Here is a 12,171-nt window from a genome sequence, read left to right as displayed (position 1 = left end):
CATTAGAATCCAGAAGGAAGGTTGAAGCAATGTCCGTAGCAATCCGTCTCTCGCGCGGTGGCGCCAAGAAGCGTCCCTATTACCGCATCGTCGTCACGAACTCGCGCTCGCCTCGCGATGGTAAGTACCTGGAGCAGCTGGGTACCTACAACCCGGTGCTCGCCAAGGACGACGAGAAGCGCGTGACCCTGGTCGAGGACCGTGTGCGCTACTGGCTTGGCGTCGGCGCGCAGCCGACCGACCGCGTCGCCCGCCTGCTCGACAAGGCCGGCATCAAGGAGCGTGCGGCCACGACCAACCCGAACAAGGCCGAGCCCGGCAAGAAGGCCAAGGAGCGCGCCGAGGACAAGGCGGCCAAGCTCGCCGAAGCCGAGGAAGCCAAGGCTGCCGCCGCCGCTGCCGCGCAGGCTCCGTCCGCTGAAGCTCCGGCTGAAGGCGCCGAGAACCCCGGCACCGAAGAGCCGCAGGTCGAGAGTGCCGAGACCCCGGCCGAGGGTTGATCCTTGGCTCTGCCGCCTGACCGTCCCGTCACCCTCGCTGCCGTCTCCGGCGCGCACGGCGTGACGGGCGAGGTGCGTCTCAAGCTGTTCGGAGAAGGCGTGGATGCGCTCAAGCGCTACCGCGCCTTCAACGGCGGCGCGCTGACACTCTCCAAGGTCAAGGACGACGGCAAAGGCGGTGCCATCGCCCGCTTCGCCGAAGTGGCTGACCGCACCGCGGCCGAGAAGCTGCGTGGCACGGCGCTTACCGTGCCACGCTCGGCTATGGCGGCGCTGGACGAGGGCGAATACTACCACGCCGACCTGATCGGGCTGCCGGCTGTATCCTCCTCGGGTGATGCCTTAGGCACATGCGTAGCGGTCGAGAACTACGGCGCGGGCGATGTGCTTGAGATCGAGCGCCCCGATGGCAAGCGTTTCATGGTGCCGATGAATGCGCAAGCGGTATTGGAATGGAGCGATCTCACCGGGCTCGTAATTGACGCTGCATACGCCGACTAGTATATACCAGGCGTATATACGGAGGCGTTCATGGGTCAGGAATTCACGGCGAAAAGCTTCAAGTCGGGAAATTCTGTCGCGATCCGCATCCCGGCGGGCCTCGGTGTCGAGCCTGATCGTGAGTGGTCGGCCGAATGGGTAGATGGCGATCTACATCTGAAAGCCAAGGATAAGCCGAAGCCCAAAATCGACGTCAGCGGATTCGCCGGGAAGGCTCCCGGGATCAGGCTCGCACCGCGCGAGGACTTCGAGGGGCGGCCAAGCACCATTGCAGCGCACGAGGCAGCAGACCTGGAGTGATCCGCTACCTCATCGATGCGAACTCTGCCGTCTATGCCATGGACGTCGGCAATGACCGTCTTGTCGGGCGCATGGCCGAGTGCGACGCGGGCGAATTGGCGATCTCGGCCATCAGCTATGCGGAGGTGGCTTACGGCACGTACGGCGGCAAACCGCCGCCGGATGAGGTCTTAGAGGCATTCGTGCAGCAGATACCGCTCGTTCCATTCGATGAAGCTGCCGCGCGAGAGTATGCACGCCTGCCCTTCAAGAGGGCTCGTTTCGACAGGCTCCTGGCGGCGCATGCTCTCAGCATCGGCGCTACCGTTGTGACCAACAACGAAGCCGACTTTGCGGACGTTCCCGGGTTGGCAGTCGAGAATTGGACAGCATGACCTTTGCCGCCACTGTCCTCACCCTCTATCCCGAGATGTTTCCGGGGCCGCTCGGCGTGTCGCTGGCGGGCAAGGCATTGGCCGAGGGAAAGTGGTCGTGTACGCCGGTGCATATCCGCGAGTTCGCGACCGACAAGCATCGCACCGTGGACGATACGCCGGCCGGTGGCGGCTCCGGCATGGTGCTCAAGGCCGATGTCTTGGCCGCTGCGATCGATCATGCACGTTTGCTCAGTCCTGATGCGCCGGTCATCGCGATGACGCCGCGGGGGGCACCGATCACGCAAGCGCGCGTTCGCGAACTGGCGCTAGGCCCTGGCGTCACCGTGCTGTGCGGCCGCTTCGAGGGCTTCGACGAGCGCATCTTCGCTGGCCGCCAGGTCGAGGAGATCTCGGTCGGCGACATCATCCTGTCGGGCGGCGAACCGGCGGCGCTGATGGTGCTGGATGCTTGCATTCGGCTGCTTCCCGGCGTAATGGGCGCGCCTTCCAGCGGGGCCGAGGAGTCGTTCGAGGACGGCTTGCTCGAATACCCGCATTACACCCGACCGGTCGAATGGGAGGGGCGCACGATCCCGCAAGTGCTGCGATCGGGGGATCATGCGAAGATCGCGGCCTGGCGAAAGCAACAGGCCGAGATCGACACACGGTCACGCAGGCCGGATCTTTGGGAGCGTCACACCGGCGTTCGGGTCCAGTCTGCCTCTGGCGCGCAGCGAACAGACGAAGGACCAGGCAAGTGAACCTGATTCAGCAGATCGAGGCCGAGGAAATTGCCAAGGCCGCCAAGGAAATCCCGACATTCCGTCCTGGCGACACCGTCAAGGTCGGCGTGAAGGTCGTCGAAGGCACCCGTACTCGTGTCCAGAACTTCGAAGGCGTGTGCATCGCGCGTTCGAACCGCGGCATGGGTTCGAACTTCACCGTCCGCAAGATGAGCTTCGGCGAAGGCGTGGAGCGCGTTTTCCCGCTCTACTCGCCGAACATCGATGCGATCACCGTCGTCCGCAAGGGCGTGGTGCGTCGTGCCAAGCTGTACTACCTGCGCGGCCGCACCGGCAAGCGCGCTCGCATCGCCGAGCGTCGCGACGTTCGGAACGAGGAAGCCTGAGGCACCCTCAAGTCGGCGTGTTTGGACTGACAAGGGAAGGGGCGGGTACTCGCGTGCCGGCCCCTTTCGATTGAGTCGCAGTCCAGGTTCCAATATCCAGCGATGTTGCCAGGTCGGCGCGGGGCGTTCCCGTGTCGCGATGGCCTGTCGCTGCAATGCACAATCGTCGTCTATTGCGAAACGGTCCGGCAAAACGCGCCAAACCGCTATAACGGCGAGCCATTTGCCTTTGACACCGGTCCGGAAAGACGCTCAATTCCCGACCCATTCGCAAGACGAATCCACGTTTCTCACCACCACGAGCGGTTTCCACTGAAAGGCTAGGGGGTTCCCACTATGAACAAGAACGATCTCATCAGCGCTGTCGCCACCAGCAGCGGCCTGTCGCGCAACGACGCGGTCAAGGCCGTCGAAGGCGTCTTCGACGCGATCTCGGACGCGCTCAAGAAGGGCGACGAAGTGCGCCTGGTCGGTTTCGGCACGTTCTCGGTCGCCAAGCGCAAGGCGTCGACCGGTCGCAACCCGCGCACCGGCGAAGCGATGGAGATCAAGGCTTCCAGCCAGCCCAAGTTCAAGGCCGGCAAGGGCCTGAAGGACTCGGTCAACTGATCACCTTCACGTGAGCGCAGGTGCGGGCACTCGCTCGCGCCTCGATCAGGACAGCGCGCCGCATCTGCCTCGGGCAGGTGCGGCGTTCTCGTTTGCAAGGGTCAGAGCAGCTTCACGCCGATCCTGCCGCGGCGCGTGACCACGGACCGCATTATCGTCTCGTGCTGCTCGCGATTGCCGACAACCGCACCGGCGATGGCTTGGCGGCGGCTGTGCTTGCCCTTGCTGCATCATCCGCTAAGGCTAATGAACACATCTGTTCACCACCGATCAAGTGACGGAGGCCATCGAGAGGGACCATGAGCCAGACGCTGACCAACAGGGCATCGCCCGATGCCGCCACGCAGCTCGACATCTACCGGCGCATGATCCGGATCGAGCGCAACGACGATGCCACGCGGACCCAGATCCGCCGCGGCCGGATCACCGCGCCGTACTACTCGGCACGCGGGCAGGAGTGCATCCCCTCCGCCATCTCGACCTTGTTGAACGATGACGACAAGATCTGCACGATCTATCGCGGCATCCACGACATGGTCGCAAAGAACATGCCGCTGCGCCCCCTCTGGGCCGAGATCTGCGGGCGCGTGGACGGCACCTGCAAGGGCAAGGGCGGCCCGATGCACCTCACCCATCCCGAAACGGGCGTGATGGTGACCACGGGTATCGTCGGTTCGTCGATGCCGATCGCCAACGGCTTTGGTTGGGCGGCGCTGCTGGACGGCACCAAGCAGGTGACGGTCGCCTATTTCGGCGACGGCGCCAGCAACATCGGTGCGTTCCACGAGGCGCTGAACCTCGCCTCCGTGTGGAAGCTGCCGGTCATCTTCGTGTGCCAGAATAACGGCTTCGCCGAGCACACCCGGTATGAGAACGCGACGTCGGTCGACCAGATCTCGAAGCGCGCGATCGGTTATGGCATGCCGGGCTACACCGTCGACGGCAACGACCCGCTCGACGTCTACGCCCATGCCCATGCCGCGATCGAGCGCGCGCGCGCCGGCGAGGGCCCGACTCTGCTGGAGTGCAAGACCTTTCGCTTCATGGGCCATGTCTTCGGCGACGCCGACGGCTACATGACCAAGGAAGAGAAGGAGGCCGCCATCGCGGTCGATCCGCTGCCGCGCTACCGCCAGAAGCTGATCGACGATGGCATCGCTACCGCGGAGCAGCTCGATGCCCTGACCGCCGAGGCCGAGGCCGAGGTCGCCGACGCCATCGAGTTCGCGATGGCCTGTGAGTACCCGTCCGACGACGAACTGCGTCGCGACGTCTTCGCCGAGGAGATTCCGGCATGAGCACCGACACTCTGGAAGCACCCGCCGTGGAAACGGTGAAGATGAACGGCCTGCAGGCGATCAACGCCGCGCTGATGGAGGCGATGGAAGCCGATCCCAAGGTCCTGGTGCTCGGCGAGGACATCGCCGACCGCGAGGGTGGCGGCGTCGTCGGCGTGACCCGTGGGCTGTCGACCAAGTTCGGCGATTTGCGCGTGCGCTCCACCCCGATTGCCGAGCAGGCGATCATGGGTGCGGCGATCGGTGCGGCGATGGCCGGCTACAAGCCGGTGGCCGAGATCATGCTGATGAACTTCACGACCGTGGCCATGGACATGATCGTGAACCACGCCGCGAAACTGCGCTTCATGTCGGGCGGCCAGAGCCAGGTGCCGCTGGTGATCCGCACCCTGACCGGCGCAGGCAACCAGACCGCCGGCCAGCATGCCGACTTCTACGAGGCATGGTTCTGCCACACCGCCGGCATCAAGGTGGTGATCCCCTGGACTCCGGCGGACTTCAAGGGCCTCTACCTCTCCGCGATCCAGGACCCCGATCCGGTGATCATCGTCGAGAGCGGCAAGACCCTCTTCGTGCCGATGGATACGCCGGTGAACCAGGGGCCGATCCCGATCGGCAAGGCCAACGTGGTCATGCCCGGTACCGACCTGACCATCGTCTCCTACGGGCAGATGATGTTCACGGTGATGCAGGCCGTCGAGGAACTCGGCAAGGCTGGCGTCTCCGTCGAAGTCGTCGACTTGCGCACGATTTCGCCGTGGGACAAGGAAGCCGTCCTGGCCTCGACCGAGAAGACCGGGCGTCTGCTGGTGGTCCACGAGGCCGGCCGCAACTTCGGCCCGGGCGCGGAGATCGCCGCGACCGTTCAGGAGCGCCTGTTCGGCAAGCTCAAGGCTCCCGTTGGTCGCCTCGGCGCACCGTACTGCTCGGTGCCGTTCGCCAAGAAGCTGGAAGACGCGTTCCTGGTGCAGCCGCCCGAGATCGTCGCCGAGGCGCAGCGCCTGGTGGCGATGGGCTGAGGTCCTAGGCTGGTAAGAGCAGGGGGGCCGCGAAAGCGGTTCCCCTTTGCTTTGTCCGGCCCAGCGACGTGCGGCTGCGGGGGGGAGACGTCAGCACCTGACTCACTCCGTCATCGCCGCGAACGGGGGAATCCTTCTCGTGAGATCGCGTCAAAGGGACCATCTGGAGATGGATTCCCGACTTCGCGGGAATGACGATGAAGGGTTGTTGCTGAACTGACCTTTGGAGTCGGCTGCAACGCACCCAAGGGCTAGCCCTCCTCCCAGCTTACCCCCAAAGCGCATCCGCCGCCGCGAGTGCATTGGCGCCACGTCCACCAAGCTCCGCCGTCAGCAGCTTGAGGCGATACGTCCACAAGTGCAGCGGGTGCTCGAGCGTCATCCCCATGCCGCCCAGAAACTGGTGATAGTCGTAGGTCACCCGCTTGGCAGCTTCCTGCGCGTGGAGCGCTGCCATCGCCGCATCGGCCTGGCTTCCGCTCGCGGCGGCTCGGATGGCCAGCCAGTAGACGCCGTTGGTGACCACCTGATCCTCGGCCAAGCGGTGCCGTATCGCCTGGAACGTGGCCAGGTGTCGACCGAACTGCTTGCGCTCCGAGACATAGGTGACCACGCTCTGCAGCGCTGCGCCGAGCAGGCCGGCAGCCTCTGCGGCGAGCGCGACGCGCCATGCGCGGGTGATCTCGGCAGGATCGACGTCATGCGTGGTCAGGGTGTCGGGCAGTCCCGTAAGGAAAGCGACGGGATAGGCGTAGAGCGTATCCTCTTGCGGCGCGCCGATCAGGTCCGCGCTGACCGTGAAGCTGCGCACGCCCGAGGGGCCAACGACCACCACCGTCGCACCATCTGCAAGGAAGCGCACCGGCTTGCGAAGCTGGCCTTCCTCCACCAGACACAAGGGGCGGGGCAGTTCGGGATCGATCAAACGGCGCACAAGCGCCGAAGCGGCCGCCTCCACCGCGAAGGGCAGGCGGGCGAGCTTCTCGACCACCAGCGCCGCGGTCGCGGGTCCAAGTTCCTCCTCGGCCATGACGTCGAGGAAGCCGTTCTCGACCAGTGCCGCGTCCAACTCGCCGCTGGTCAGCGCCAGCGAGTGGTCGTGCATCGGCACCGAGGCGTAAGGCTTGGTCAGACCGTCCAGAAACCCGAGGATCTGGCTCTGGTCTTCGCTGAGCGACAGTTGCATCAGCGCGGCTCCCTGGGCAATTCGAGCACGTCGCTCGCAATGATGTTGAGCTGGATCTCGGCCGCGCCCGAAGCGATGCCGGCGACAATCCCGCGCTGGTGGTGCATCTTGAGGTATGGCGAGGCGCCGGCCAGGGCCTCGGGCACGAATTCGACCACGAACTCGCACACGGCCCGCTCGCACATCACGGTCGCGAACCGGGCCGAGCTCGACTCCGGCCCGACGCCGAGCCCATCCACGCGCTTCTGGACGATGGCGTAGTTCGCGGTCGCCGCCGCCTCGCACAGCGTGGCGCAACGGGCGGCCTCGATCCGGACGTACTCACGCGCGAAGTCCCCGGCGTCCTTCAGCATCGCAACCGCCCTGTCGAGCGCGGCGCGGGCCAGCGTGAAGCGCGGGATGCCCAGACGCTCGTTGCGCAGCGAATAAGCGATGATCTCCCAGGCCTGGCCCTCATCACCGAAGCGCGCGCCTTCGGGCACGGTGACGTCGTCGAAGAACACCTCGTGGATGTCGCCCTCGCCGATCAGCGAGGGGATCTGCCTGACGGTGATGCCCGGCGTGTCCATCGGCACCAGCAGGATGGTGATGCCCTTCTTGCGATCGTCGCTGGTGCGGGTGAGCAGGAAGCAGGTGTCGGCAAGTCCGGCGTAGGACGTCCAGATCTTCTGACCATTGATGACGTAGTTGCCGTCCGTCAGTGTCGCGCGGGTGCGCAGCGAGGCAAGGTCCGATCCGGCGTCAGGCTCGGAGAAGCCCTGGCACCACAGCGACTTGCCTTCGGTGATCGGCTGGAGGTAGCGGGCCTGCTGTTCCTGCGTACCGTACTTGACCAGCGTCGGACCGATCCAGTTGACGTTCATGTACTGGCCGCCGCGCGGTTCGCCGGCGATCCACATTTCTTCGGCCAGGATCTGCTGCTCCCAGGGGCCAAGCCCTTCACCGCCCATCTCCACCGGCCAGTGCGGGAACAGCAGGCCCACGTCGGCAAGCTTCTTGCAGAAATCGCGCGCGAAGGCCGTCAGCGCCGGCGAGGCGGGGCCATGCTCGGAGAACTTCTCCCAGTCGTCGGGCAGGTTGGCGGCGAGGAAATCGCGCAAGGTCTGCCGGAAGGCATCCTGCTCCTCGGACCATTCGAAGTTCATTTCCGTCCCCGCTAGTGAACAGCTGTGTTGAACAGCTCACCCGATGCGTTAGCCAGACTAACCCTGCTGGACAAGCGCCCAGGGGGCCGCAATGCCGGCGTCGAGGCTTGCCTGAGAAGGCATCGCGCGTGCGTCGCGCAGGCACGCGGAGCCGGGAGCACTGGTCTAGACCGGACGATTGCGCCATGAGCAGGGTAGAAGAGAGACAAGAACAGACGATGACCGAGAAGACATTCGTTGCCGTTGCCAAGCTCGACGACGTGCCGGCCGGCACCAAGAAGGTGGTCGAAGCGGGCGGCAACCAGATATTGCTGTGCAACACCGCCGATCGGATGTTCGCGGTCCGCAACTTGTGCAGCCACGCCTATGAGGCGCTGGATTGCGGGCGCATGCGCAACGGCTGGATTTCCTGCCCGGTCCATGGTGCGCGCTTCGATCTGGAGACGGGCATGCCGATGAACCCGCCCGCCTCGATGCCGATCGACACCTTCGAGGTGCGGGTGGTCGGTGATACCATCGAGGTGGCGGTTTGAGCGGGCTTTGACTACGCTCCGTCGCCCCCGCGTAGGCGGGGGCCCCGCTTCCTTCCGTGGCACGCCAGCCTGAAGAACAAGCGGGATCCCTGCCTTCGCGGGGATGACGGGTGGGTTGGCGGTAAGGGGGCGGGTTGGCGGTAGCTGGGAAGGCTTGAATTCTCGCAGACCAGCCCAACTTCACGCCCGTGCGATGCAACTGCACCCGCGCAGGTCTGGACGAGTGTTCAGCGGCTGTGCAAGAAGCCGCGCATGACTGACCCAGCCTCGCCAGACGGCCATCTCGAAGCCTTGCGCGCGCAAGTCCGCGCCTGGATGGAAGCGAACGCTCCGCGCAACTGGCGCGAGGCGAGCCAGACCCAGGAAGACTTCGTGCGCACCCAGCGCGACTGGTTCGCCAAGCTGGTCGAAGGCGGCTACGCCATCCCGCACTGGCCCGCCGAGTACCCGGGCGGCGGCCGCACCCTGGCCGAGCAGAAGGTCATCTACGAGGAACTGGCCCGCGTCGACGCGCCTCGGCTGCTGCTTTCGTTCGTGTCGACCTACCACGCCTTCGCCACCCTGCACGAATGCGCCTCGCCCGAGCAGAAGGCGAAGTACATGCCCCGCATCCTGGAGGGCGAGACCTGGTGCCAGGGCTTTTCCGAGCCAGGCGCCGGCTCGGACCTGGCCGCGCTCAAATGCAAGGCGGTGCGCGAGACCCGCGACGGCAAGGAGGTCTACGTCGTCAACGGCCAGAAGGTCTGGTCGACGATGGCGCAGTTTGCCGACATGTGCCTGCTGCTGGTGCGCACCTCCAGCGAGGGCGCCAAGCAGGCCGGCATCACCTACCTGCTGATGGACATGAAGACGCCCGGCGTCACCGTCAGCCCGATCCACCAGATCCAGGGCGACGAAGAGTTCGCCGAGATCTTCCTCGACAATGTGGTGATCCCGGTCGAGCAGCGCGTGGGTGAGGAAGGCAATGGTTGGGCCTATGCCCAGGCGACGCTCTCGTCCGAGCGCGGCCTGACGCTGATGGAACTGGCCTACCGCATGCGCGGCGCGCTCTCACGCGTGATCGAGCTGATCCGCGACAATGGGCTGGAGAACGACGCCGGCGTGCTGCGCGACTTCGGGTCGCTGGTCACGCAGGTGGACGCCACCTGCGCCATTGCCGACCGCTTCCTCGACAACCGCATCAAAGGAGTCGAGCAGGCCGGCGACGCCTCGATCGTCAAGAACAGCTACAGCCGGGCATTGCGAGCCTACTCGCTGCTGGGTGTGCGGCTGGGCGGCATGGCCGAGCAATACGTCAAGCCGATCACCTTCGGCGATCTCAACACCGGCAACTGGATGGCCGACTTCATGAACTCCTACGCCTGGACGATCGCCGGCGGCAGCGAGGAAGTGCAGCGCAACATCATCGCCGAGCGCATGCTCGACATGCCGCGCGAGCCCAAGGGGTGGAAGCTGTGATTGAACTTAGTGAATTGCAGGACGCCGCCACCAAGGCGTTCCCGGCCGACAAGCTGATCCCCGACCGTGACGCCGCCTGGGCGCTCGCGGCCGAGATGGGATGGCTGATGATCCGCCTTCCGGAGGAACTGGGTGGCCTCGGGCTCGGCCGCGAAGCGTCGACGACCATCCACTTCGAGATGGGCCGGGTGCTTTCGTCCGCCCCCTTGATTCCCGCTCAGCTGGGCCTGCACGCGATCCTCGAAGCCGAGGGGCTCGCGGACCGCGAGGATTGGCTGGAGCGGATCTCCGGGGGCGAGTACGTGCCGCTGCACATGCTGCCGACCAAGCTGGAGACGGCAGCGGACGGTGCGATCTCCGGCACCGTGTCCGGCGTGTTTGAGGGGGATATGGCCGCGGCGGTGATCGCCTACCTTCCGGGGGGCTACACCCTGGTGCCGGCCGACGCGCCTGGTGTGAGCCTGGTCGAACGCCCGATCTGGGACAAAAGCCGGCGCGTGTTCGACCTCATGCTCGATGGTTTCCGGCCCGATCCGTCGCTGGTGCTGGCGGACACTGTGGGATCGCGCGCGATCCACGACGCCATCTCGCCCGAGGCGCACCTTGCCGTCGCGGCCGATTGCCTGGGAGGCGCCAACGCCGCGCTCGACATGAGCGTCGAGTACATGAAGATGCGCAAGCAGTTCGACCGTCCGATCGCGATGTTCCAGGCGCTGAAGCACCGCGCGGCCGACTGCAATATCCGCATCGTACCGGCCGAGGCGCTGCTCTGGAGCCGCGCTGCGGCCGAGCCTGCAGCGGTGACCCCGGCGCAGATGGGCGGGGTCAAGACTTACGCCGCCGAGGCTTATCAATGGGTCACGGAAGAGGCGATCCAATTCCACGGCGGCATCGGGCTGACCGAGGAGCACCAGGTGCACTTGTTCATGAAGCGTGCGATGCTGAACCTGCAGCTATGCGGCTCTCCGGACTGGTGGAACGAGCGCGTGGGCCGCTCGGCACTGGCGGCCTAGCCGATCCTTTCCGCCAGCGCGCGCGCGGGCAGGGGGCTGGCCGCGCAAGCCGTCCTGCCGTGATCGGACAAGGTTCATTCGACGTCGATCATGCCCTTCTGTCCGGGGCCGCCGCTGACGGCGAGCGTCTCCCCGGTGATATAGCTGGCCGCATCGCTGGCGAGGAACACCACGGCTTGCGCCACTTCCTCTGCCGTGCCCGGTCGCTTGAGGGCGAAGGCGGTTGCCGCCGCACCCAGCGCGTCGAAGCCGGTCTTGGCCCAGCTGGCTTGCGCGAGTTCGGTGGCGGTCATGCCTGGAGCGACGGCGTTGACCCGCACGTTCGCGCCGCCCCACTCCATCGCAGCCACGCGCGTGAACATCTGCAAGCCCGCCTTCGCGGCCGAATAGGCGCCGCACCCCGCCGTGCCGGTGATGCCGGCCTGCGAGGAAATGTTGACGATCGCACCATGGCCGCTCGCCTTGAGGTGCGGGATCGCCGCTTGCGAACAGTAGAAGGCCGCGTTGAGGTTCAGCGCCACGTCCTTGTCCCACGTGGCCGGCGGCAGGCTGGAGTAGCCGCCATAGCTCGACTTGCCGGCGTTGTTGATCAGGATATCGAGCCGGCCGAAGGCCCCGACCACGGCGTCCACCATCTTGCGAGCGGCCTCTGCATCGGTCACGTCGACCGGGAAGGCGAGCACTCTGCGCGCTGTCGCCGCGGCCATCTCGTGTGCCGCGGCTTCGAGCCGGTCCGCTCGTCTTGAAGCGATCGCGATGTCCGCGCCGCGCTGGGCCAGCAACGTGGCGATCGCCTTGCCGATCCCGGTTCCACCCCCGGTGACCAGGGCCACGCGCCCGCTCAGATCGAAACCTTCCAGCATCAGCATCTCCTTCGAAATTCGCGCCTCTGCACGCGCCGGCGAAGCTCCTCCGCACGCTGCTCAGGCGACACCACCGACACGTCGGCATAAAGGGGGGGCCCGTTCGGCAAACAGGAGGCGCCTCGACCTGGATGTGGACAGCAGTCGCAGCCGTACCTCCCGCCGTCGATCGTGCCACCAGTGCAGCCGGCGATGTCCAGCCGACATGACGTGCCTGGATCTTCCAGCGCGAGCACCGCGCGGAATTTGCCGTCTGGACTG

Annotated in this window: 15 protein-coding genes; 12 read left to right on the top strand and 3 right to left on the bottom strand. The window is 65.8% G+C overall.

Annotation, left to right across the window (positions count from 1 at the left end; translation table 11 throughout):
- Nucleotides 1-29: 29 nt before the first annotated feature.
- The 9 genes from rpsP (at nucleotide 30) to HNO88_RS00760 (ending at nucleotide 5,712) form a co-directional block, all read left to right on the top strand.
- The gene (rpsP, locus tag HNO88_RS00800; protein ID WP_184241792.1) at nucleotides 30-500 is read left to right on the top strand and encodes a 30S ribosomal protein S16; all 471 of its coding nucleotides are present in this window, start codon (nucleotides 30-32) and stop codon (nucleotides 498-500) included.
- A gap of 9 nt (nucleotides 501-509) precedes the next feature.
- Nucleotides 510-1,001: a ribosome maturation factor RimM gene (gene rimM / locus HNO88_RS00795; protein ID WP_184242365.1), complete on the top strand. Its 492-nt coding sequence runs from the start codon at nucleotides 510-512 to the stop codon at nucleotides 999-1,001.
- 30 nt (nucleotides 1,002-1,031) lie between these two features.
- The gene (locus tag HNO88_RS00790; protein ID WP_184241790.1) at nucleotides 1,032-1,301 is read left to right on the top strand and encodes a hypothetical protein; all 270 of its coding nucleotides are present in this window, start codon (nucleotides 1,032-1,034) and stop codon (nucleotides 1,299-1,301) included.
- Entirely contained in the window at nucleotides 1,298-1,675 is a 378-nt protein-coding gene (locus HNO88_RS00785) for a type II toxin-antitoxin system VapC family toxin (protein WP_184241788.1), read from the top strand. The genes HNO88_RS00790 and HNO88_RS00785 overlap by 4 nt, the downstream gene beginning before the upstream one ends.
- Nucleotides 1,672-2,418 carry a tRNA (guanosine(37)-N1)-methyltransferase TrmD gene (gene trmD / locus HNO88_RS00780; RefSeq protein WP_184241786.1) on the top strand — a complete coding sequence of 249 codons (747 nt, stop codon included), beginning with the start codon at nucleotides 1,672-1,674 and terminating at the stop codon, nucleotides 2,416-2,418. The genes HNO88_RS00785 and trmD overlap by 4 nt, the downstream gene beginning before the upstream one ends.
- Nucleotides 2,415-2,786, top strand: a complete 372-nt coding sequence (gene rplS, locus HNO88_RS00775; protein ID WP_184241784.1) for a 50S ribosomal protein L19 — start codon at nucleotides 2,415-2,417, stop codon at nucleotides 2,784-2,786. The genes trmD and rplS overlap by 4 nt, the downstream gene beginning before the upstream one ends.
- 336 nt (nucleotides 2,787-3,122) lie before the next feature.
- Nucleotides 3,123-3,395, top strand: coding sequence for an HU family DNA-binding protein (locus HNO88_RS00770; RefSeq protein ID WP_184241782.1), 273 nt, complete (start codon nucleotides 3,123-3,125; stop codon nucleotides 3,393-3,395).
- A 299-nt stretch (nucleotides 3,396-3,694) separates the two neighbouring features.
- Nucleotides 3,695-4,693: a thiamine pyrophosphate-dependent dehydrogenase E1 component subunit alpha gene (locus HNO88_RS00765; protein ID WP_184241780.1), complete on the top strand. Its 999-nt coding sequence runs from the start codon at nucleotides 3,695-3,697 to the stop codon at nucleotides 4,691-4,693.
- The gene (locus HNO88_RS00760) at nucleotides 4,690-5,712 is read left to right on the top strand and encodes an alpha-ketoacid dehydrogenase subunit beta (protein WP_184241778.1); all 1,023 of its coding nucleotides are present in this window, start codon (nucleotides 4,690-4,692) and stop codon (nucleotides 5,710-5,712) included. Before HNO88_RS00765 ends, HNO88_RS00760 begins: the two co-directional genes overlap by 4 nt.
- A gap of 268 nt (nucleotides 5,713-5,980) precedes the next feature.
- On the opposite strand, the gene HNO88_RS00755 is transcribed toward HNO88_RS00760, so the two are convergent.
- On the bottom strand, nucleotides 5,981-6,898 hold the full coding sequence (locus HNO88_RS00755) for an acyl-CoA dehydrogenase family protein (RefSeq protein ID WP_184241776.1): 918 nt from the start codon (nucleotides 6,896-6,898) through the stop codon (nucleotides 5,981-5,983).
- Nucleotides 6,898-8,043 carry an acyl-CoA dehydrogenase family protein gene (locus HNO88_RS00750; protein ID WP_184241774.1) on the bottom strand — a complete coding sequence of 382 codons (1,146 nt, stop codon included), beginning with the start codon at nucleotides 8,041-8,043 and terminating at the stop codon, nucleotides 6,898-6,900. Before HNO88_RS00750 ends, HNO88_RS00755 begins: the two co-directional genes overlap by 1 nt.
- A gap of 218 nt (nucleotides 8,044-8,261) precedes the next feature.
- Between HNO88_RS00750 and HNO88_RS00745 the strand changes: the two genes are divergently transcribed.
- The 3 genes from HNO88_RS00745 to HNO88_RS00735 all read left to right on the top strand — a co-directional run bounded on the left by HNO88_RS00745 (nucleotide 8,262) and on the right by HNO88_RS00735 (nucleotide 11,047).
- Nucleotides 8,262-8,576 carry a Rieske (2Fe-2S) protein gene (locus HNO88_RS00745; protein ID WP_184241772.1) on the top strand — a complete coding sequence of 105 codons (315 nt, stop codon included), beginning with the start codon at nucleotides 8,262-8,264 and terminating at the stop codon, nucleotides 8,574-8,576.
- 252 nt (nucleotides 8,577-8,828) lie between these two features.
- On the top strand, nucleotides 8,829-10,034 hold the full coding sequence (locus HNO88_RS00740) for an acyl-CoA dehydrogenase family protein (RefSeq protein ID WP_184241770.1): 1,206 nt from the start codon (nucleotides 8,829-8,831) through the stop codon (nucleotides 10,032-10,034).
- Nucleotides 10,031-11,047 carry an acyl-CoA dehydrogenase family protein gene (locus HNO88_RS00735; protein ID WP_184241768.1) on the top strand — a complete coding sequence of 339 codons (1,017 nt, stop codon included), beginning with the start codon at nucleotides 10,031-10,033 and terminating at the stop codon, nucleotides 11,045-11,047. Before HNO88_RS00740 ends, HNO88_RS00735 begins: the two co-directional genes overlap by 4 nt.
- Before the next feature lie 74 nt (nucleotides 11,048-11,121).
- On the opposite strand, the gene HNO88_RS00730 is transcribed toward HNO88_RS00735, so the two are convergent.
- Nucleotides 11,122-11,910, bottom strand: a complete 789-nt coding sequence (locus HNO88_RS00730; RefSeq protein WP_184241766.1) for an SDR family NAD(P)-dependent oxidoreductase — start codon at nucleotides 11,908-11,910, stop codon at nucleotides 11,122-11,124.
- Nucleotides 11,911-12,171 lie beyond the last annotated feature (261 nt).

This window comes from Novosphingobium chloroacetimidivorans (genome assembly GCF_014204535.1).
Lineage (GTDB): Bacteria > Pseudomonadota > Alphaproteobacteria > Sphingomonadales > Sphingomonadaceae > Novosphingobium > Novosphingobium chloroacetimidivorans.
Note: the sequence above shows the minus strand (reverse complement) of the source record. Positions and strands in the feature narration are given on the sequence as shown.